Source organism: Stenotrophomonas sp. GZD-301 (assembly GCF_049310345.1).
Lineage (GTDB): Bacteria > Pseudomonadota > Gammaproteobacteria > Xanthomonadales > Xanthomonadaceae > Stenotrophomonas.
Genome location: NZ_JBMOWY010000032.1, coordinates 58,095 through 77,890, shown reverse-complemented (window position 1 = coordinate 77,890; position 19,796 = coordinate 58,095). Strand labels below are relative to the sequence as shown.

Annotated in this window: 18 protein-coding genes and 1 pseudogene; 1 reads left to right on the top strand and 18 read right to left on the bottom strand. The window is 70.4% G+C overall.

Translation table 11 applies throughout. The features are described from left to right. Positions 1–62 precede the first annotated feature (62 nt). From ACO6VK_RS08895 to hisS, 15 genes and pseudogenes are all read right to left on the bottom strand, one after another. Positions 63–800, bottom strand: a complete 738-nt coding sequence (locus ACO6VK_RS08895) for a copper homeostasis protein CutC (protein ID WP_422506520.1) — start codon at positions 798–800, stop codon at positions 63–65. A 2-nt stretch (positions 801–802) separates the two neighbouring features. Beyond that, positions 803–1,801, bottom strand: coding sequence for a N(4)-(beta-N-acetylglucosaminyl)-L-asparaginase (locus tag ACO6VK_RS08890; protein WP_422506519.1), 999 nt, complete (start codon positions 1,799–1,801; stop codon positions 803–805). A 58-nt stretch (positions 1,802–1,859) separates the two neighbouring features. Continuing rightward, positions 1,860–2,837: pseudogene (locus tag ACO6VK_RS08885) on the bottom strand (glucokinase); the annotation flags it as partial. Between the two features lie 175 nt (positions 2,838–3,012). Continuing rightward, complete coding sequence (locus tag ACO6VK_RS08880) at positions 3,013–4,611, bottom strand: calcineurin-like phosphoesterase C-terminal domain-containing protein (RefSeq protein WP_422506518.1); 1,599 nt, start codon at positions 4,609–4,611, stop codon at positions 3,013–3,015. A 91-nt stretch (positions 4,612–4,702) separates the two neighbouring features. Beyond that, positions 4,703–5,326, bottom strand: a complete 624-nt coding sequence (gene hisIE, locus ACO6VK_RS08875) for a bifunctional phosphoribosyl-AMP cyclohydrolase/phosphoribosyl-ATP diphosphatase HisIE (protein WP_422506517.1) — start codon at positions 5,324–5,326, stop codon at positions 4,703–4,705. Next, complete coding sequence (gene hisF, locus ACO6VK_RS08870) at positions 5,316–6,092, bottom strand: imidazole glycerol phosphate synthase subunit HisF (RefSeq protein WP_422506516.1); 777 nt, start codon at positions 6,090–6,092, stop codon at positions 5,316–5,318. The genes hisIE and hisF overlap by 11 nt, the downstream gene beginning before the upstream one ends. Continuing rightward, on the bottom strand, positions 6,086–6,820 hold the full coding sequence (gene hisA / locus ACO6VK_RS08865; protein ID WP_422506515.1) for a 1-(5-phosphoribosyl)-5-[(5-phosphoribosylamino)methylideneamino]imidazole-4-carboxamide isomerase: 735 nt from the start codon (positions 6,818–6,820) through the stop codon (positions 6,086–6,088). Before hisA ends, hisF begins: the two co-directional genes overlap by 7 nt. After that, entirely contained in the window at positions 6,817–7,419 is a 603-nt protein-coding gene (hisH, locus tag ACO6VK_RS08860; RefSeq protein ID WP_422506514.1) for an imidazole glycerol phosphate synthase subunit HisH, read from the bottom strand. Before hisH ends, hisA begins: the two co-directional genes overlap by 4 nt. Next, positions 7,416–8,489, bottom strand: a complete 1,074-nt coding sequence (hisB, locus tag ACO6VK_RS08855) for a bifunctional histidinol-phosphatase/imidazoleglycerol-phosphate dehydratase HisB (RefSeq protein WP_422506513.1) — start codon at positions 8,487–8,489, stop codon at positions 7,416–7,418. The genes hisH and hisB overlap by 4 nt, the downstream gene beginning before the upstream one ends. Next, positions 8,486–9,574, bottom strand: a complete 1,089-nt coding sequence (hisC, locus tag ACO6VK_RS08850; RefSeq protein ID WP_422506512.1) for a histidinol-phosphate transaminase — start codon at positions 9,572–9,574, stop codon at positions 8,486–8,488. Before hisC ends, hisB begins: the two co-directional genes overlap by 4 nt. After that, the gene (gene hisD, locus ACO6VK_RS08845; protein WP_422506511.1) at positions 9,571–10,866 is read right to left on the bottom strand and encodes a histidinol dehydrogenase; all 1,296 of its coding nucleotides are present in this window, start codon (positions 10,864–10,866) and stop codon (positions 9,571–9,573) included. The genes hisC and hisD overlap by 4 nt, the downstream gene beginning before the upstream one ends. Beyond that, positions 10,863–11,774, bottom strand: coding sequence for an ATP phosphoribosyltransferase (gene hisG / locus ACO6VK_RS08840; RefSeq protein WP_422506510.1), 912 nt, complete (start codon positions 11,772–11,774; stop codon positions 10,863–10,865). The genes hisD and hisG overlap by 4 nt, the downstream gene beginning before the upstream one ends. 11 nt (positions 11,775–11,785) lie before the next feature. Continuing rightward, on the bottom strand, positions 11,786–12,106 hold the full coding sequence (locus ACO6VK_RS08835) for a YerC/YecD family TrpR-related protein (RefSeq protein ID WP_422506509.1): 321 nt from the start codon (positions 12,104–12,106) through the stop codon (positions 11,786–11,788). A 182-nt stretch (positions 12,107–12,288) separates the two neighbouring features. Then, positions 12,289–12,585 carry a hypothetical protein gene (locus tag ACO6VK_RS08830; protein WP_422506508.1) on the bottom strand — a complete coding sequence of 99 codons (297 nt, stop codon included), beginning with the start codon at positions 12,583–12,585 and terminating at the stop codon, positions 12,289–12,291. A 23-nt stretch (positions 12,586–12,608) separates the two neighbouring features. Next, a complete protein-coding gene (gene hisS / locus ACO6VK_RS08825) occupies positions 12,609–14,006 on the bottom strand; it encodes a histidine--tRNA ligase (protein WP_422506507.1) in 1,398 nt (465 codons plus the stop codon). A 141-nt stretch (positions 14,007–14,147) separates the two neighbouring features. On the opposite strand from hisS, the gene ACO6VK_RS08820 reads away from it, so the two are divergent. Continuing rightward, a complete protein-coding gene (locus ACO6VK_RS08820; protein ID WP_422506506.1) occupies positions 14,148–14,909 on the top strand; it encodes a helix-turn-helix domain-containing protein in 762 nt (253 codons plus the stop codon). 34 nt (positions 14,910–14,943) lie between these two features. Here the strand turns inward: ACO6VK_RS08820 and thrC are convergent, their stop codons facing one another. From thrC to thrA, 3 genes are read right to left on the bottom strand one after another with little or no spacing between them, the layout of a single operon-like run. After that, positions 14,944–16,236, bottom strand: a complete 1,293-nt coding sequence (gene thrC, locus ACO6VK_RS08815; protein WP_422506505.1) for a threonine synthase — start codon at positions 16,234–16,236, stop codon at positions 14,944–14,946. 35 nt (positions 16,237–16,271) lie between these two features. After that, positions 16,272–17,201 (bottom strand): homoserine kinase, encoded by a 930-nt coding sequence (locus ACO6VK_RS08810; RefSeq protein ID WP_422506504.1) that lies wholly within the window; start codon positions 17,199–17,201, stop codon positions 16,272–16,274. Further along, positions 17,198–19,720, bottom strand: a complete 2,523-nt coding sequence (thrA, locus tag ACO6VK_RS08805; RefSeq protein WP_422506503.1) for a bifunctional aspartate kinase/homoserine dehydrogenase I — start codon at positions 19,718–19,720, stop codon at positions 17,198–17,200. Before thrA ends, ACO6VK_RS08810 begins: the two co-directional genes overlap by 4 nt. Between the last annotated feature and the right edge of the window lie 76 nt (positions 19,721–19,796).

Below are 19,796 nucleotides of genomic sequence, written 5' to 3'. Positions count from 1 at the left end.
GCTGCGCTGGTACAGGCGGCTGCCGTTTTTTTTCCGCAGCGGACGGGTGTCTACGCGCGGGTCTACCCGGCGATTGCGTCCAGCGCGGCGCGCAGCGCGGCTACTTCCGCGGCATCGGTGGCGATCCAGTCCGGCGACAGCCCGGTCAGTGCCGGGTTGTGATGGCGCATGGCCGAGCGTTGCGCGGCCTTGGCCGACGCATGCAGTTCCGTGCAGCCGCTGCGGGCGGCAACGGCGACGATGTTGCCGGCGTTGAGCCCTGCCCCGGCCATCACCGCGATGCGCCCGTCCGCCTGCGCGACCAGTGCGGCCAACACCGCGGCCCCTGCTTCGGCACTGGCCTGGCCACCGGACGTCAGCACGCGCTGGCAGCTCAGTTCAATGACCTGCTCCAACGCGCGTGGCAGATCGCGTGCGGCATCGAACGCGCGGTGGAAGGTCACCTGCAGCGGGCCGGCAGCCTGCACCAGCGCGCGGCACAGCGTCATGTCGATGTCACCCTCGGCATCCAGCGCGCCGATCACCACGCCGTCGCACCCCAAGGCGCGGCAGTGGGCGATATCGCGCAGCATGATCTCCGCATCCAGCGCGCCGTAGTGGAAGTCACCGGGACGCGGCCGGATCAGTACGAACAGCGGAATGCGCAGCCGCTCGCGCGCCACCTCGATGCTGCCGTGCGACGGCGTGGTGCCGCCCTCGGCGAGATTGTCGAACAGTTCGATCCGGTCCGCGCCGCCCTGCTGCGCGGCGAGCGCCGACGCCACCGAGTTGGACGCGATCTCCAGCAGCCGGCGCGCCATGCTCAGGTCTGCTCGCTGGTATAGACCGACGCGGAGTCGCGCAGGTCGTCCTGGCGGTCCGTGTCGCACACCGCATAGACGAAGCCGCGGTGCAGCGCATACGCGCCGACCTCGCCATGCCGGTCCAGCGCCAGGAAACATACCTGCAGGGTTTTGCTGGCCTCCGGGCGCTTGCGCACCAGGCGTGCGATCGCCTCGCGGCACGCCTGTGCCGGCGACCGGCCCTGGCGCATCAGCTCCACCACCAGGAACGAGGCGGCATTGCGCATCATCTCTTCGCCGACGCCCGACGCCGTGGCGCCGCCGACTTCGTTGTCCACGTACAGGCCGGCGCCAATGATCGGACTGTCACCGACACGTCCATGCAGCTTCCAGGCCATGCCGCTGGTGGTGCAGGCACCGGCCAGGTGACCCTTGGCGTCGATGGCGAGCATTCCCAGCGTGTCATGGTTGCTGCTGTCGCCGGGGCGGCCGCGCCGCTCCACGTTGATCTCGGGGGTGTACTGCGCGGTCTTCAACCACTCGCGCCACGCCTTTTCGGCGGCCGGGGTGAGCAGCTTCTCGCGCTCGAACCCCTGCTCCACCGCGAACTGCTGTGCGCCCTGCCCGACCAGCATCACGTGCGGGGTGTTTTCCATCACTTTGCGTGCCACCGACACCGGGTGCAGGATGTCGGTCAGGGCAGCCACCGATCCACAGCGGCCGTCGCCATCCATGATGCTGGCATCCAGGCTGAGCACGCCATCGCGGTCGGGATTGCCGCAGCGCCCCACCGTGGGATTGCACAGCTCGCTTTCAGCCCAGCGCGCGCCGGCCTCCACCGCATCCAGCGCGCTGCCGCCGGCCGACAGCACCGCCCATGCCGCCTGGTTGGCGCCTACGCCGAAATCCCAGGTGGACACCACCCGCGCGCCACTGCGGCGCTGCGCGCCTGCGTGCGGCAACGCCAACGCACCGGCGGCCAGCGCCCCGGCCTGGAGAAACTGCCTGCGATCGGTCATGCCTACCCCTCCCTGCACTGCCTGTCGTGGTCCCACCGCACCGCGCGGCGGGGTTGCCTCATGCAACGGCGCGGTCGCGCCGTGCGCCGTGCCACACCGCCGCACCCAGCATGCCCAGCTCGCCGTGTTCCACCCGCCACACCGGCACCTGCGCCAGCACGCCGCTCATCACGCCCTTGGCGAGGAAGCGCGCGCGGAACTCACCGGCATGCAGGAACGCCGCGACGCGCGTTGGGATGCCGCCGGCCAGGTACACCGAACGCGCGCCGAAGGTGATCGCCAGATCGCCGGCCAGGCTGCCAAGCCATGCGCTGAACACCTGCAGCGTTTCCACCGCGAGTACATCGTCGCCCGCATGGGCGGCGGCGATCAGGTCTTCGGTGGACTGCCAACGTGGCGTCACGCCGCGGATGCCGCACAGGCACGGATACAGGTTCATCAGGCCGCTGCCGGACAGAATCCGCTCCTGGTCCACATGCGCCCAGCGCTGCTGCATCTGGCGCAGGATCTCCAGCTCCAGTGCGTTGCCGGCGGTGAGCGCGGCGTGCCCGGCCTCACTGGCCAGCACCGGCTGGTCGCCGCCCTGGAAACGCAGTGCCGCGCCCAACCCGGTGCCCGGACCAAGCACCAGCGCCGGCCACGGCGATGCGACGCCGGGCTCGCCGTTGAGCGGCACCAGGGTGTCCGGCTGCACATGCGGAATGGCGTAGGCCACCGCTTCGAAATCGTTGATCAATGCCAGCGAGCGCAGGCCGGCCTCGGCCCGCGTAGCCGCCACCGATACCGGCCAGGCCAGGTTGGTGTTGACCAGGTGATCGCCTTCCAGCAGCCCGGCGATCGCCACCACGGCGGTGTCGACCGGATGCAGGGCGGCGCGGGTGAAGTCGGCCAGGATCGCCGCCAGGCTGGCGTAATCGGCACAGCGGTACTGCCGCAGCCCGCTCAGGCGCGGCGGAAGGCCCACCGGGACCTCGGCCAGCGCCAGGCGCGCGAAGGTGCCGCCGACATCGGCAACGATGATCATCGGATCATGGCGCGCGCCCGGACCGGGCGACGCGGGGGACGAATCGGAAGGGAGCGGGACATGCCCGGAAAACGGTGCCGCAACGCTCACTCGCAGGCCTTGGCTGGGATCGAATCAATCCGGGCGATTTTCGGTGATCGCCCGGGGTTTGCAAAGCAGCGCCTGCCGTACAGGGGCGTATGCGCGCTCAGGGCGAGGCGACCTGCAGGCGATAGGTGGTGCTGGCGGTGGCAGTGGGACCGTCGCCGTGCACCGCGCGCACCTCGACCTTGTGCGCGCCGGCCGCCAGGTCGGTGGGCAGCGCCCCGCGCCACAGGTGCGGCGAAGGCGTGGCCTCCGGCGAGCGGTCGAAGCCACGCAGGCGTTCGGCGGTGTCGTCGGCGACGTTCTCTTCCAGCAGGCGCGGGTCCGGCTGCAGCACGCGCTTCATCGGCTGCCACGCGCCACCATCGACGCGGTACTCGACCAGGGTGTCGTCCTGGCCCATGAACACGTTGGCGTACACGCCCCAGGCCGGATAGGCCCCCTTGCGCAGCACGCGCGGCGCCTGCAGGGCGATCTGGTAGTCGTCCGGCGCGCGCGCCACGTAATAGCGCAGGGCGTAGTCGCCGGCCGGCTTGACCGACAGCACGGCGTAGCCGTTCGGGGTGCCATCGCTCATGGTCGCGTCGGGGATGCCGTTGCTGTCCTTGACCCCCGACCAGAACGCACCGCAGGCCGCGCCGACGTTGTACTCGTGCAGCGGCTTGGCGCCCTGCCAGCCCTCGGCGGCGCCGTGGTAGTAGTGCCGCTGGGTATGGCTGTGGCCGCTCAGCACCAGCACGTTGGGGAAGTCCTTGAGCAGCGCGAACAGGCGCTTGCGGTCGGCGTGGCGGAAGGTTTCGCGGCCCGGTTCGGCATCGAACAGCGGGATGTGCATGCCCAGCACGACCAGGCGGTCGCGCGGCAGGCCCTTGAGGTAGTTGCCGAGGAAGGTGAACTGGTCCGCGCGCAGGCCGCCGACGTACTTCGGCCGCGCGGTGGGGTCGTAGACCACGTCATCGAGGAACACGAAACTGGCGCCACCCTCTTCCACCGCATAGGTGTCCGGCCCGTACACGGCGCGCCAGCTGTCCAGCGAATGGCGGTCGTCGCCGGCGTCCATGTCCAGGTCGTGGTTGCCCGGCACGTGGAACCACGGCACCTGCAGCTGCGCAGTGACCTTGTTGATGTCCGGGTACAGCGACAGGTCGTCATTGACGATGTCGCCCAGCGTGGTGCCCAGGCGCGCCGGGTGCTTGCCGATGATCGGCTCGACGATGGCGCGCTGGTAATACCCGATGTCCTGGCGGCTGGCGGTCTGCGAGTCGGTGAACACAAGCATCTCGAAGCCGTCGCGGGCGGCGGCGGCGTCCTTGACCGGCTCCAGCGCGAAATCCCAGTGGCGGGTGCCGGCGCCGGTGGCGGCGATGCCGTCGTACTTCAGCTTGGGCGAGCCCTGCGGCGCGTAGTGGCGCCAGTAGCCGGGCAGGCCGTTGGCCGCCGCCGGGAACCGGTACTCATCCGGTTTGATCACGAACACCGTCTGCCCGTCGCGCACCGGCAGCGCATAGCTGCCGTCGGCGGCGGTCCGCACGATGGTCTCGCCGTTGGAGACCTGCACGCCGGCCAGGCCCGGATCGGTGGGGCCACGCCCCGGTTTGCCGTCGCGTTCCTGGTAGACCTTGCCGGTCACGGTCACCTCGGCAGCCCAGGCAGGGGCGGTCGTCAACAGCAGGCAGGCCAGCCAGGCAGCAGTGCGGGTCATCGAGGGGGTTCCGTTCGGGGTGGGCGATTGTAAAGCCGCACATCATCCCCTGCTGTGCGTTTCACCAACGTTAAACCAGCCGGGGCAACGCTCAGGCGGCGTGACGCGCCGCCAGTACGGCCACCGCATCCTCCAGCCCGAGTCCGCGCGCACGCAGCAGCACGGTGAGGTGGAACAGCAGGTCCGCCGATTCGCCCAGCAGCGCCGCGTCGTCCTGTACCACCCCGGCCAGCGCGGTTTCCACGCCCTCCTCGCCCACCTTCTGGGCAATCCGCCGGGTGCCTGCCTCGAACAGCGAGGTGGTGTAGCTGCCGGCCGGACGCGCCTGCTCGCGCTGCCGCACCAGCGCATCCAGCCGCCCGAGGAAGCTGCCGGGTGCCTGCGCGAAGCAGCTTTCGGTGCCGGTATGGCAGGTCGGTCCCGCCGGGCGCGCACTGACCAGCAGGCTGTCGCTGTCGCAGTCCACCCGCACGGCCGTCACCGCCAGCACGTTGCCGGACGACTCGCCTTTGGTCCACAGACGCTGCCTGCTGCGGCTGAAGAAGGTCATGTGGCCGGTCACCAGGGTAAGTTCCAGCGATTCGGCGTTGGCGTAGCCGAGCATCAGCACGGCCAGCGTATCGGCATCCTGCACCACCACCGGCAGCAGGCCGTCGCCCTTGGCCCAGTCGAGTGCAGCCAGCGCCTCGCGGGAGGGAAATACTTCAATAGACATCACGTACCTCGATCTGCTGCTCGCGCAGGAACTGCTTGAGTGCGGGAATGGCAATGGCGCCACTGTGGAACACGCTCGCGGCCAGGGCGCCATCGACATCGGCCTGGTCGAACACATCGGCGAAATGCTGCATCTCCCCGGCGCCGCCGGAGGCGATCAGCGGCACCTGGCACAGCGCGCGTGCCTGGCGCAGCTGGGCCACGTCGTAGCCGCGGCGCACGCCGTCGCTGTCCATGCAGTTCAGCACGATCTCGCCGGCACCGCGGCGCTGCGCCTCCACCAGCCAGTCCAGCGTGCGCATCGGCACCGCCTGGGTCTTGTCGGGGTCGCCGCTGAAACGGCGCACCCGCCATTCGCCATCGGGCTCGCGGACCGAATCGATGCCGACCACCACGCACTGCACGCCGAAGGCGTCGGCCAGTTCCTCGATCAAGGCCGGGCGACCGAGCGCCGGCGAATTGATCGAGATCTTGTCGGCGCCGGCATACAGCACACGGCGGGCGGTCTCCACGTCGCTGATGCCACCGGCAACGCAGAACGGAATGTCGATCAGGCGTGCGATCCGCTCGATCCAGGCCACGTCCACGGCGCGCCCTTCCGGGCTCGCGCCAATGTCGTAGAACACCAGTTCGTCGGCGCCCTGGTCGCGGTAGCGCAGCGCCAGCTCGGCGATGTCGCCCATGTCGACGTGGTCGCGGAAGCGCACGCCCTTGACCACGCGGCCATCGCGCACGTCCAGGCACGGAATCAGCCGGCGGCTCAGCATGCCAGCGCTCCTTCCAGGGTCATCCGCCCCTCGAGCAGCGCCTTGCCCAGGATCGCGCCACCGCAGCCCACGGCCTTGGCCTCGGCCACATCGGCGGCGCTGCGCACGCCGCCGGAGGCCTGTACCGCCACACCCGGGAGAAGGTCTGCCAGATGGTGGTAGAGGGGGATGTTCGGGCCGGACAGCATGCCGTCGCGGGCGATATCGGTGCACAGCAGATGACGCATGCCGGCCTCGGCGTAGCGCTGGGCCAGCACGTCCAGGGTGTCCTCGGCGGTCTCGGTCCAGCCGTGCACCGGCAACAGCCAGCGGCCGTCCTCGGCCTGGCGGGCGTCGAGGGCGATGGTCAGCCGCTCCGCGCCGAACTCACGCAGCCAGCCGATCACCGTGTCCGGCTCGCGTACCGACACCGAGCCAACGACCACGCGGGCAGCACCGGCCTGCAGGATGCGCGCGACATCGTCGCGCGAGCGCACGCCGCCGCCGGTCTGCACTTTCAGCCCGGTCTGCGTGGTGATCGCCGAGAGCAGGGGCGCCAGGGTGTAGCCGCCGGCACGGGCGGCGTCGAGGTCGACCAGGTGCATCCAGCTGGCGCCGGCGTCCGCAAACGCCTGCGCGCGCGGCAGCGGGTCGTCGCCATAGGTGGTCTGCTGGTTGTAATCGCCCTGCAGCAGGCGCACCACGCGGCCGTCGCGGATGTCCAGTGCGGGATAGACGATGAAACTCATGGGGAGGCGTTCTCGATGAAGTTGCGCAGGATCCGGGCGCCGGTGGCGGCCGACCGTTCGGGATGGAACTGCGCGCCACTGTGGCGGCCGCGCTGCACCACCGCCGCGAACAGGCCGCCGTGGTCGCATGCCGCCACGGTGTGTTCGTTCAACGGCGCGGCGTAGCTGTGCACGAAGTAGGCACTGGCGCGGTCGGCCACGCCGTTCATCAGCGTCGCATGGCGCAGCGGCAGCAGGCGGTTCCAGCCCATGTGCGGCACCCGGATCCCGGTGGCCGGATGCAGGTGGCGGACCACGCCGGGCAGCAGGCCGAGGCACTCGACATGACCTTCTTCGGAGCCTTCAAACAACAGCTGCATGCCCAGGCAGATGCCCAGCAGCGGCACCTCCAGTTCGCGCAGGGGTTGCACCAGCCCCTGCGCATGCAGGCGCGCCATGCCGTGCGGCGCGGCGCCCACACCGGGCAGGATCACCCGCGACACGCCGCGCAGGCCGGCTGCATCGCGCACCAGGCGCACGCGTGCGCCAAGCCGCTCCAGTGCATAGCGGACCGAGCCGAGGTTGGCGCCGCCGGCATCGATCAGGGCGACCTCGCTCACAGCGCCCCCTTGGTACTGGGCAACGCGCTGCCCTGGCGCGGCAAGGCCTGGCGCAGGGCGCGGGCCAGTGCCTTGAAGCAGGCTTCGACCTTGTGGTGGTCGTTGTCGCCGCGCACGCTGAGGTTGAGGTTGAGGCCGGCCGCATCGCACAGCGAGCGGAAGAAGTGCGGCACCAGCTCGGTGGGCATGTCGCCCACGCGCTCGCGCTTGAACTCGCCATCGAACACGAAGTACGGCCGGCCGCTGAAATCCAGCGCGGCGCTGGCCAGGGTCTCGTCCATCGGCAGGGTAAAGCCATAGCGGCCGATGCCGCGCTTGTCGCCCAGCGCCTCGCGCAGGGCCTGGCCCAGCGCAAGACCGGTGTCCTCGATGGTGTGGTGCTCGTCGATGTGCAGGTCGCCCTCGGCCTGCACGGTCAGCGCAAACCCGCCGTGCTTGCCGATCTGCTCCAGCATGTGGTCGAAGAACGGCAGGCCGGTGTGGGTCTGCGGCTCGGCGACGCGGTCCAGGTCGACCTCGACGCGGATCCGGGTTTCCTTGGTATTGCGCTGCACGACCGCGCGCCGCGGCGCATCGGCCAGCTCGTGCGCGATGCCGTTCCAGTCCCACTCGCCACCGAACTGCGCGGTGCGCAGCTGGAAGCCGCGGATGTTCATGTTCTGCGCGAACTGGATGTCGGTGGGCCGGTCGCCCACCATCGCTGAGCGCGCCCAGTCGATGCCGCGGTCCTGCAGATAGGGCAGCATCAGGCCGATGCCGGGCTTGCGCGTCGGTGCATTCTCGTGCGGCGAGGTGCCGTCGATGAGCACGTCACGGAACACGATGCCCTGGCTGGCGAAGATCTGCAGCATCAGGTCGTTCGGGCCGTCGAACGCGGCCTGCGGATAGCCCTCGCTGCCCAGCCCGTCCTGATTGCTGACGATCACGAACTGATAGCCGGCGTCGCGCAGTCTGAGCATCGCCGGGATCACGTCGCGGACGAAGCGCAGCTTCTCGTAGGCATCGATCTGGAAATCGGCCGGCTCTTCGATCAGGGTGCCGTCGCGGTCGACAAACAGAATCGGGGTCATGCGGCGGCCCTCCGGGCAGTCAGGGCGGCAAGCACGCGGTCGTTCTGCTCCGGGCTGCCAAGGGTGATGCGCAGGGCATCGCCGAGCTGCGGCGCGGCGCGCTGGTCGCGCACCACCACGCCGGCGGCGAGCAGCGCATCGAAGGCGCCTTGTGCGTCGGCGAAGCGTACGAGCAGGTAGTTGCCCTGCGAGGGATACACGCGCAGCACACCGGGCAGCGCAGTCAGGCCGGCCCGCAGCCGCGCGCGTTCTGTTTTGACCTGCGCGATGCGCTGGGTGGTCACGGCCAGCGCGTCCGGTGCAAGACCGGCCAACGCCAGATCCGCACAGGGGGCCGGCACCGGGTACGGCGCCTGGCAGCGGCGCAGCAGCTGGATCAGGCCGGCGTCGGCGATCAGGCTGCCGATGCGGGCGGCCGCCAGCGCATGCGCCTTGGACAGCGTGCGCAGCACGGCGATGTTGTCGTAGCGGCTCAACAGCGTCGTGGCGGACGGCTGCTCCGCATACTCGCCATAGGCCTCGTCCACCACCACCAATGCCCTGCCCTGCAGCGCCGTCGCCACGCGCTCGATCTCGGCCAGCATGATCGCGCTGCCGGCCGGGTTCGATGGCGAACACAGGAACACCAGCTTGGCGTTGGCGGCCAGCGCCGCAGCGATCACCGCGTCGATATCGGCCGCGAGCGCATCACCATGATCGACCAGCGGCACCTCGACCAGCGGCGCGTTCTGCAGCCGCGCGCACACCGCGTACATGCCGAACACCGGCGGCGTGGTCACCACCGCGTCGCGGCCCGGCTCACACAGCGCCCGCACCAGCAGATCAATGGCCTCGTCGCTGCCACGGCCGATCAGCAGCTGCTCGGGCGCGCAGCCGTACAGGCTGGCCAGTCGCCCGCGCAATGCGGCCGGCTGCGGGTCCGGGTAGCGGCGTGCGCCACCGGCAGCATCAGCCGGATTGGCCCACGCCGATTCGTTGGCGTTGAGCCACACATCGCCCGCCAGCGCACTGCTGCGTGCCGACGAATAGCCGGCAAACGCCTGCAGATCGCTGCGCACCAGCGACAGGATGGAAGCAGCGCTCATGCGGCCGCCTCCATGCGCAGCGTCACCGCGTTCTCGTGCGCATCCAGGCCTTCGGCGCGGGCGAGCACGCGTGCGCATTCGCCGATCGCCGCGATGCCCGCGGGCGTGGCCGACTGCACGCTGATCAGGTTCTGGAAGCTGGCTACGCTGACGCCGCTGTATGCACGCGCCGCGCCGGCGGTGGGCAGCACGTGGTTGGTGCCGCTGCAGTAGTCGCCCAGCGCTTCGGGTGTGTAGTCGCCAAGGAACACCGAGCCGGCGGCCTCGACCTTGTCCAGCCAGGCGCGCGGTTCGCGCAGCGCCAGAATCAGGTGTTCGGGCGCGTAACGGTTGCTGATCTCGAAGGCCTGCGCCAGCGAGTCCACCTGGATCAGGCGCGATGCCTGCAATGCCTGCGCCGCGATCGACGCGCGCGACAGGCGGGCGAGCTGGTCGTCGACCGCCGCCGCCACCTTGGCGAGCATGGCCGCATCGTCGGTAAGCAGCAGCACCTGCGAATCCGGGCCGTGCTCGGCCTGCGACAGCAGGTCCGCGGCGACGAACGCGGGGTTGGCGCCGGCATCGGCGATCACCAGCACTTCAGAGGGACCGGCCGGCATGTCGATCGCCGCCGCACCGTCCTGTGCCACCTGCTGCTTGGCTTCGGTGACAAAACTGTTGCCCGGCCCGAACAGCTTGTCGCAGGCCGGCACGCTGTCGGTGCCGTAGGCCATCGCGGCGATGGCCTGTGCGCCGCCGAGCGTGAACACACGGTGCACACCGGTCAGGCGTGCGGCCACCAGCACCGCCGGATCGGCAGTACCGTCGCTGCGCGGCGGCGTGCACAACACCACTTCGCGGCAGCCGGCCAACCGCGCCGGTACGCCGAGCATCAATGCAGTGGACGGCAGCGGCGCGCTGCCTGCCGGCACGTACAGGCCAACCCGGCCGATCGGCCGCACCACGCGCTCGCAGCGCACACCGGGCGCGGTCTCCACCGCATAGCCCTGGCTCATGCCGGCCTGGTGGAACATCGCGATGCGTGCGGCGGCCTCGACCATCGCCTGGCGCAGATCGGCCGACACCGCCTGCTCGGCAGCGGCGAATTCGGCCTCACTTACCTCGAAGGTTGCCGGGGCCACGCCATCGAAGCGCAGGCTGATTTCGCGCAGCGCGGTGTCGCCATCGGCGCGTACCGCCGCGATCAGCGACGCCACCGATTCGCGGGTGCGTGCCGCCACCGCCTGCACGGGGCGCTGCAGCGCCTGCGCCTGGGCATCGGCATCCAGTTGGGACCATTGCAGACGATTCATGCCAGCGACCGCTCCACGCTCAGGACCATCAATCCCTGGGCGCCAGCGCGCTCCAGCTCTTCCAGCCGCTGCCAGGTCAAGGCACCGTGGCACATGGTCTGCAGGCGCAGGTGTCCGCCGTCGTCGGGCAGGTGCACCAGCGGATCGGCATCGGGCAGCAGGCGGGTCAGCTCGGACACGCGGTCCAGCGCGGCGCGGAACATCAGCAGCTTGCTGTCCTGCACCTTCACCACGGCATCCAGGCGGCGCAGCAGCATCGCCATCAGGCCGGCGCGCGCATCATCGGGCGTCCGTACCGGACCGGCCAGCACCGCCTCGCTGTCGAGCAGCGTTTCCACCGGCTTAAGCTGGTTGGCGGCCAACGTCGCGCCGCTGGACACCAGGTCGCAGATCAGGTCGGCCGTGCCCAGGCGCGGCGCGATCTCGACCGAGCCGGACAGCTCCACCACCTGCGCGTCGATGCCGCGCGCCTCGAGCCAGTCGGCCAGGATTGCCGGGTAGCTGGTGGCGATGCGCTTGCCGGCCAGCGTGGCCACGCCCTGCCACTCCCATTCCTCCGGCACCGCAAGCATCAACCGGCACTGGCCGAAGTTGAGCCCGCGCAGCGCCTGGTAGGCCTGCGGCAGCCCGATCCGGCGACGGGCGGCCCCCTGCTCGTCCAGCTCGTTGCGGCCGACGATGCCGAAATCGCAGACGCCGTCGGCGATCAGGCCGGGAATGTCGTCGTCACGCACCAGCAGCAGGTCCACCGGCAGCGATTCGCCATAGCAGAACAGCTTGTCGCGGCTCTGCCGCCAGCTCAGCCCGCAGGCGGTAAGAAGGCTGCGGGCCGGCTCGGCCAGCCGCCCGTTCTTCTGGATGGCGATACGCAGCCGGTCGCGTGCCGGGGCGGTCTGGGTTGCACTCATGGGGAGGGTCTCTACGTGGATTCGGAAGGGGTCGCAGTGGCAGCAACGGCGGCGGCATACCCGCCATGTCCATGCTCCAGCGAACGCGCGACGCGGCCGGTGGTGGTCACGCTGACACCCGTCAATTCATGGATTTCGCGATACGGCACGCCCTGCTGCAGCAGCGGCACCACCTTCCAGCGGTCCGACAGCGCCTCCAGCTCGGCCGGGGTGCACAGGTCACGCAGGAAGGCGGTGACCTGCTCCGGGCTGGACAGCGCAGCGAAGGCACGGGCCAGCGCCGACAGGTCGGCCTGGGCATCTTTTTCACGGGGGATCGGGCGTAGTTTCATCGTATCAATGTAATAGCGCGCTAATACATTAGCGCAAACGAAGGGCCACGGTCAAACACCGCAGGGCGCGGACCGGGGAGGATTCAGATATGGGGGAAAGCCCACCGGTGGACGGCGGGCAGCGCACGGCGCGGCGGCTCCCGGGGGATGTCGTGACGACGACAGGCGACCCACGGTCGGCGCTATCGGGGAGTGATGCCCTGGCAACGCACCTCGGCGCGCAGGGCGCCGCTGCGCAGGCATTCGCCGAACAGGCTGCCCTGGCGGCTGGGCACCGGCTGCAGCGCTTCCAGCGGCCCCGCCCGGCCGCCACACGTCCGTGCGGCGAGCGCTTCCAGGTCCAGCTCCAGCGGGTTGCGCTGCTGGGGCTCCACCTCGTACACATGGCAGCGGTCGACCACCAGCCGGTAGTGCCCCGGGCCGATGCGCTGGCTGTGGAGCGCCGGATCGCTCTGGCACCCCACCAGCAGGAGCGCCATCAGCGCCCCTGCCCCGGTCTGCCTCACGGCATGACCTTGGCCTGCTCCAGCTCCACCTGCAGGCTGCTGGCCAGTTCTTCGCGGGCGACCTCGAACTGCTGCTCGCGCAGCAGGTCCTTGACCGCGACCACGCCGCGCGCCAGCTCGTCTTCACCGGCCAGCACCACGAAACGGATGCCGGCCTTGGCGGCGTACTGGAACTGCTTGCCGATCTTCTTCGGCTCCATCTGCACTTCGGCGTTGATGCCGCCGGCACGCAGGCGGCGGGCGATGTCCAGCGATTGGGCCAGACCGTTGTCGTCCATCAGCGCCACCAGCGCATGCACGCTGCTGTCCTCGATACCGGCAATCAGGCCGGCTTCGCGCAGCTGCCAGAACAGGCGGGTCAAGCCGATCGAGATGCCCACGCCGGGCAGGCGCGACTTGCTGTAGTGGCTGGCCAGGTCTTCGTAGCGGCCGCCCGAGCAGATCGACCCGATCTGCGGGTGGTCGGTCAGTGTGGTCTCGTAAACGGTGCCGGTGTAGTAATCCAGGCCGCGGGCGATGGAGAAGTTCAGGCAGTACGCGGAGTCCGGCACGCCCAGCGCCTTGACCAGCTCCAGCACCTCGCGCAGCTCGGCCACACCGGCCTTGAGCATGTCGCTGGCGGCCGGGTCGGCCAGCAGTGCATCCAGCTGCGCCAGTGCATCGGCGTGGCTGCTGGAGCGCACCGCGACAAAGGCCAGGATCCGCTCGACCTGCTCGGCCGGAATGCCGAAGCCCTCGCCCACCAGCGTCTCGCGCACGTAATCCGGGCCGCGCTTGTCCAGCTTGTCCACTTCGCGCAGCACCGCCAGCTGGCGTTCGCCATCGGCCACGCCCAGGCTTTCAAAGAAGCCGCGCAGCAGCTTGCGGTTGTTCAACTGGATGCTGAAATCACCGATGCTCAGCTCGGCAAACACCGCGTGGATCACGGCCAGCACTTCGGCGTCGTAGCGCACGCTCAGGCTGTCCTTGCCGATCACATCGATGTCGCACTGGTAGAACTCGCGGAAACGACCACGCTGGGCGCGCTCGCCGCGGTACACCCGCTGCATCTGGTAACGGCGGAACGGGAAGGTCAGGTCGTGTTCGTGCTCGGCCACATACCGCGCCAGCGGCACGGTCAGGTCGAAACGCAGGGCCAGTTCCGGCAGGCTCTTGTCGCCCGCTTCGGCGGCATTGGCCAGCGCACCGGTGGACTGCACGAAATACACCTGGCGCTCGGTCTCGCCACCGGACTTGGTCAACAGCACGTCGGACAGCTCGAACACCGGCGTCTCCACCGGCAGGAACCCGAACCGCTCGTAGTTGCGGCGGATGACGTCCAGCATGCGCTGGAACGCGATCTGCTCACGCGGCAGCAATTCCATGATGCCAGGCGGCGTACGGGGCTTGATCACTTGCGGGACTCCTGCAAAACGGGGGGATGAGCGAGCTGCATATTCTAGCCGCAGCCGGGCGGCGGCACCTCGCCCGGCGGGCACGGCCCGGGCCAACGACCGCATGACGTATCATAGGCAGGCCCCGCTCCCTGGTTTGACATGACCCGGCCCCACCCCGGTAACGCCCTCTCCGCCGTTGAAGACCCCGTCGCGCCGGGCTGCTCGCCGCTGCGCGACTGCCTGCACTGCTCGGTGCGTCATCTGGCGGTGTGCTCGGCACTGGCGCCGGACGAGGTGCTGGCCCTGGAGCGCGTCACCGTGTCCCAGCCGCTGCCGCTGGGGGCCAACCTGGCCCGCGCCGGTGAGCCGCGCCACCATGTCTATACCTTGACCGCCGGCGCGCTGCGCCTGGTGCGCACCCTGGCCGACGGCCGCCGCCAGATCAGCGGCTTCGTGCTGCCGGGCGACTACCTCGGCCTCAGCGGCAGCGACCACCATCGCTATGACATCGAGGCCATCGCCGACAGCCGCGTGTGCCGGGTCGCCCTGCCGCAGATGAAGGACCTGCGCGCGCGCTTCCCGCACCTGGAGCGCAAGCTGCTGCAGCGCGCCTGCCAGGAACTGGATGCGGCCCAGGATGCCGCGCTCGCACTGGGCCGCCTGCAACCGGCCGAGAAACTGGCCGACTTCCTGCTGCGGCTGGCCGCGCGCGAAGCACGGCTGGGGGGCGACGGGCAACGCGTGACCCTGCCGATGGGGCGCGGCGATATCGCCGACCACCTCGGCCTGACGATGGAAACGGTCAGCCGCACCTTCACCAAGCTGCGCCAGCAGGGCCTGATCGCCCTGCCCCATCTGAACACCGTCGAGATTCTCGACGAGGACGCCCTGCGCCAGCTGTCGGCCGACGAAGCGTACTGACGCACTGCCGGGGCCTACCCGGCGTTGACGGGTCTTACGGCTGCAGCAGCACCTCACGCAAAGCGGCGTAGTCCGGCGCGCAGGGTTCGGCGCTCGCCGGGCGCTCCAGCAGCGCGGCCAATGCCGGCGGCACCTCGAGCGCACGGCCGATCACCGGCTCCACCACCGCCTCGAACTTGGCCGGGTGTGCAGTGGCGGCGACCGCCCAATCGCCCTGGACACCTTCCGCGCGCAGGCGTTCCAGCAGGGCCACCGCCGTGGCGGTATGCGGACAGAACACCTCCCCGGCCTGCGCATGCCGACGTGCGATCAGCGCGCGGATCGCCGCATCGTCGATTGCCTCGGCACGGACGTCGGCCCGCAGCGCCGCGTCGTCCTCGGCATACAGCCAGCGCAACCGCTCGAAATTGCTCGGCGCGCCCACGTCCATTGCATTGGCCACCGTCGCTACGCTGGTGGCCGGCGCATAGTCGGCCCCGTGGAAGAAGCGCGGCAGCACATCGTTGGCATTGGTGGCCAGCGCGATCCGACCCAGCGGCAGGCCCATCGCCCGCGCCAGCAGCGCCGCCATCGCATTGCCGAGGTTGCCGGTGGGCACCACCAGGTTCAGCACCTGCCCGGTGGCGGCTTGGTGTTCCAGCGCGGCATGCGCGTAGTAGCTCATCTGCGGCAGCCAACGCCCCAGGCTGATGCTGTTGGCCGAGCTCAGCGGCACCTGTTCCTGCAGCGCGCGGTCGCCCAGCGCCTGCTTGACCATCGCCTGGCAGTCATCGAACGATCCGGCCACGCGCAGCGTGCGGATGTTGTCGCCGAAGCAGCCCAGCTGATGCGCCTGCCGCGGCGATACCCGCCCATCCGGATACAGCACCACCACCCGGATGCCCGGTTGGCGATGGAACGCGGCGGCCACGGCAGCCCCCGTGTCGCCGGAAGTGGCCACCACGATGGTCAGCGGGCGGGCCTGGTCGCGTTGCAGCCGGGACAGGCTCGCGGCGAGGAAACGCGCACCGAAATCCTTGAACGCCGCGGTGGGACCGTGGAACAGCTCCAGCACGTGGTCGCCCGGCGTGGACAGCGCGCGCAGCGGCGCCGGGAAGTCGAATGCCTGCGCGCACAGCGCTGGCAGCGCGGCAGCCAGCGCATCGCCGGCGAAGTACGGCGCAAGTACCGCAGCGGCGTCCTGCGCCAGGCTGCCCTGCGCGCGCCATGCCTGCGGCACGGGACGACGGGCCGGAACGTACAGCCCGCCATCGGGGGCAAGCCCGGCGGCGATGGCCTGGCTCAGCGAAGCGGCGGGAGCGGCATGACGGGTGGAAACGAAATTCATCGGACATCCTGGGGAAAGGGAGAGGGTCGCAGCGCTCACAGCAGGTGCGCGCCAGGCGCGTTCAACGGCGACACCCAGGCCTGGCTGTCAAAACCGGCATCGGCGAACGCCCGCTGCACCGCCGCCTGCGCGGCCTGCGCCGCGGCGGCGTGTTCGAACCAGGCGAACACGCTGGGACCGGCGCCGGAAATGCTCGCGCCCATCGCGCCGGCCGCCAATGCCGCATCGCGCGCGGCGTGGAAGCCGCCGATCAGCCCGGCACGGCGCGGCTCGACCAGTACATCGCGCAGCCCGGCCCGCACCAGCGTCGCATCGCCGGTGTAGCAGCCGCTCAGTACCAGCGCCAGGTTGGCGCTCTGCGCCACAAACTCCGACAGCGCATAGGCGCCCTGCAGGGCCGCGCGTGCGCGCCGGGTTTCCAGCACCGCCTCGGGATGGACCAGCAGGCTGTGCCACTCCGCCGGCACCGGCACCGGCACCAGCCGGTCGGCCGTGCTCAGCACCAGCCCGCCCAGCAGCATCGGCCCGAGGTTGTCGCCGTGCCGGCCACCGCTGGCCACCGCCTCGCCGGTCAATGCGAACGGGTACAGCGCTTCGCGCGACAGCGGCACCGCCAGCAGCACGTTGGCCGCCACCAGCGCAGCCACGCACGATGCGGCCGAACCGCCCATGCCCGAGCCCAGCGCGATGCCCTTGTCGATCTCCACCGCGAAGCCGAACGGCAACGCCAGCGCCTCGCGCAGGGCGATCAATGCCGCACCGGCGGTGTTGTCTTCGGCACGCAACGGCAGGTCGAACGGCGTACCGCGGATCGCATCGATACGCACCTCGGGCGCATCGATGCGGCGCACCGTCACGGTGTCGCCGACGCCCGCGATGGCATGGCCGAGAATGTCGAACCCTACCGCCGCGTTGCCGACCGACGCCGGTGAGAACGCGCGTGCCTGGTCCAGAACTGCCCTCACAGGCGCGCTCCTTCACCGGCGGCCACGCGCAACAGGTCGGCGAACACGCCTGCCGCCGTCACGTCCGGCCCGGCACCCGGCCCCTGCACCACCAACGGGTTGTCGCAGTAGCGGCGCGTGGTGAACTGCACCACGTTGTCGGTCAACCGCAGACCGGCGAACGCGTGCCCCGCCGGCAGTTCGACCAGCCCCACCGACGCGCCGTCGGTCGACAGCCGCGCCACGTAGCGCAGCACCGCGCCGCGTGCCCGCGCCTGCGCCAGGCGCTCGGCGAACGCCGCGTCCACCGTATCCAGCCCGGCCATGAAGTCCTCCACGCTGGCCTGGCGAAGCGCTTCGGGCACCAGGCTTTCCACCTGCACCTGCGCCAGGCTCAGTTCGCGCCCGGCCTCGCGTGCGAGGATCACCAGCTTCCGCGCCACGTCGACACCGGACAGATCGTCGCGCGGGTCCGGCTCGGTGTAGCCCATGCCGCGCGCCTGCTCCACCAGCGCCGAGAACGGCACCTGCCCGTCGTACTTGTTGAACAGCCAGGCCAGCGTGCCGGAGAAGATGCCGTCGATGGCCAGCACTTCGTCGCCGGTATCGACCAGGTCGCGCAGGGTGGTGATCACCGGCAGCCCGGCGCCGACCGTGGCTTCGTAACGGAAGCGCGCACCGCTGGCAGCGGCCGCCTCGCGGATGGCGTGGTAGCGCTCCAGCGAGCCGGCGCCGGCCTGCTTGTTCGGGGTGACCACGTGGATGCCGGCCGCCAGCCAGCCGGCGTAGCGATCGGCAACGTCCGCGCTGCCGCTGCAGTCGATGATCACCGCATGTGGCAGGTGCGCCGACAGCAGGTGCGCCGTAAAGGCGTCCAGATCGCTGGGCACGCTGCCGGCCGCCAACGCGTCGCGCCACGGCCCCTGCAGGCTGCGGGGGTCCAGCAGCATCCGGCTGCGCGAGGCCACCGCCCGCAGGCGCAGGTCCAGGTTGGCACGTCCCAGCAGCGACGCCTGTGCGCCCTGCAGCTGGTCCAGCAGCGCTGCGCCCACGTTGCCGGGGCCGATAACGCCGACCGCGAAGGTCTGCGGGGACAGCCAGAAACCGGCGTGCGCCGCACGCAGCGCCTTGGTGGCGTGCCGGCTGTCCACCGCCACCGAGATGTTGCGTTCGGACGAGCCCTGCGCGATCGCCAGGATGTTGACCTGCGCGCGGCCCAGCGACTCGAACAGCCGCGCGGCCACGCCGGGCTGCCCGGCCATGCCGTCGCCCACCGCGGCCAGCACGCTCACGTTGTCGGTGACCTGCACCCGCTGCACCTGGCCCAGGCTCAGCTCATGCGCGAACGCATGCAGCAGCGCGTCGCGCCCGCGGGCCACTTCCGCCTGCCGGACCACGCAGCAGATGGAGTGCTCGGACGAGCCCTGCGAGATCATCACCACCGACACGTGCGCATTGCGCAGTGCCGCGAACACGCGTTCGGCGGTGCCCGGCACGCCGATCAGACCGGTGCCTTCCAGGTTCAACACGGCCAGATCCGGGCTCAGCGTCAACCCTTTGATCGGGCCCGACGCGGTGCGCTCGGCGGTGATCCGCGTGCCCGGATGATCGGGCCGGAACGTGTTGCGGATGATGATGGGCAGGCCGCGCTCGATCGCCGGCGACATCGTCTGCGGGTGCACCACCTTGGCGCCGAAGTAGGCCAGTTCGCAGGCTTCGTCGTAACTCAGCGCCTCCAGTTGCACCGCTTCGGGCACCACCCGTGGATCGGCCGACAGTACCCCGTCCACGTCGGTCCAGATATGCAGCTCATCGGCATTGAACAGCGCGGCGAAGATCGCGCCGGAGTAGTCGCTGCCGTTGCGCCCGAGCGTGGTCACGCGGTCACGGCGGTCGCGGGCAACGAAGCCGGTGGCCACCACGCGCGGGGCCGGGTGCGCCAGCCGCCACTGCTGCAGGCGCTGCGCGCTCACCGCCCAGTCCACATCCACACCCAGCTCGCCGCGGTCGACCACCAGCACATCGCGCGCATCCAGCACCTCGCACACCACGCCGGTGGCCTGCAGGTAGTGGCCAAGCAGGTGCGCCGAGTACACCTCACCCAGGCCCTGCACCCGGTCGAGGACCTCGGCCGGCAGTTCGCCGATCACCGCCAACGCGCCCAGCACCTCGGCGAGGTGCTCGAAACGGGCATCCAGCCATTCCACGGTCGCGCCGGCATGCTCGCCAAGCAGCGCCACGGCCGCCCCGCGGTGCCGCGCGCGCAGGTCATGCCAGTGGTCGCGCCAGGTGGGCGCGTTGTCGGCGGCCAGCCCGGCCAGGGCGATCAGCGCATCGGTGACCCCCTTCATCGCCGACACCACGGTGACCTGGGTCGCCTCCTCGCGGGCCAGCAGCAGCTGCGCCACATGGCGGTAGCGCTCTGCATCGGCGACCGAGGTGCCGCCGAACTTGTGGACCACGGTCGAGGTGACCGCACGCAGCGGCGCGGCAGCAACGGAGGCATCGGCGGAACGGGGTGGAACGGCGGCAGAAGACATGCTGACCTCGATTCGAGGCCCCGCGTCGTTCAGGTTGAAGGCATCCCCCGCAACCTGATCCGGGTGCGGGGCCGTG

Excerpts from the sequence above, each read along its gene's own strand:
- hisIE (WP_422506517.1), bottom strand. The coding sequence starts at position 5,326 with ATGTCTATTGAAGTATTTCCCTCCCGCGAGGCGCTGGCTGCACTCGAC.
- hisB (WP_422506513.1), bottom strand. The coding sequence starts at position 8,489 with ATGACCCCGATTCTGTTTGTCGACCGCGACGGCACCCTGATCGAAGAG.
- thrA (WP_422506503.1), bottom strand. The coding sequence starts at position 19,720 with ATGTCTTCTGCCGCCGTTCCACCCCGTTCCGCCGATGCCTCCGTTGCT.
- ACO6VK_RS08880 (WP_422506518.1), bottom strand. The coding sequence starts at position 4,611 with ATGACCCGCACTGCTGCCTGGCTGGCCTGCCTGCTGTTGACGACCGCC.
- ACO6VK_RS08830 (WP_422506508.1), bottom strand. The coding sequence starts at position 12,585 with ATGGCGCTCCTGCTGGTGGGGTGCCAGAGCGATCCGGCGCTCCACAGC.
- hisD (WP_422506511.1), bottom strand. The coding sequence starts at position 10,866 with ATGAATCGTCTGCAATGGTCCCAACTGGATGCCGATGCCCAGGCGCAG.
- hisF (WP_422506516.1), bottom strand. The coding sequence starts at position 6,092 with ATGCTGAGCCGCCGGCTGATTCCGTGCCTGGACGTGCGCGATGGCCGC.
- ACO6VK_RS08835 (WP_422506509.1), bottom strand. The coding sequence starts at position 12,106 with ATGAAACTACGCCCGATCCCCCGTGAAAAAGATGCCCAGGCCGACCTG.
- hisG (WP_422506510.1), bottom strand. The coding sequence starts at position 11,774 with ATGAGTGCAACCCAGACCGCCCCGGCACGCGACCGGCTGCGTATCGCC.
- hisA (WP_422506515.1), bottom strand. The coding sequence starts at position 6,820 with ATGAGTTTCATCGTCTATCCCGCACTGGACATCCGCGACGGCCGCGTG.
- hisC (WP_422506512.1), bottom strand. The coding sequence starts at position 9,574 with ATGAGCGCTGCTTCCATCCTGTCGCTGGTGCGCAGCGATCTGCAGGCG.
- ACO6VK_RS08895 (WP_422506520.1), bottom strand. The coding sequence starts at position 800 with ATGGCGCGCCGGCTGCTGGAGATCGCGTCCAACTCGGTGGCGTCGGCG.
- ACO6VK_RS08890 (WP_422506519.1), bottom strand. The coding sequence starts at position 1,801 with ATGACCGATCGCAGGCAGTTTCTCCAGGCCGGGGCGCTGGCCGCCGGT.
- thrC (WP_422506505.1), bottom strand. The coding sequence starts at position 16,236 with ATGAATTTCGTTTCCACCCGTCATGCCGCTCCCGCCGCTTCGCTGAGC.
- ACO6VK_RS08820 (WP_422506506.1), top strand. The coding sequence starts at position 14,148 with ATGACCCGGCCCCACCCCGGTAACGCCCTCTCCGCCGTTGAAGACCCC.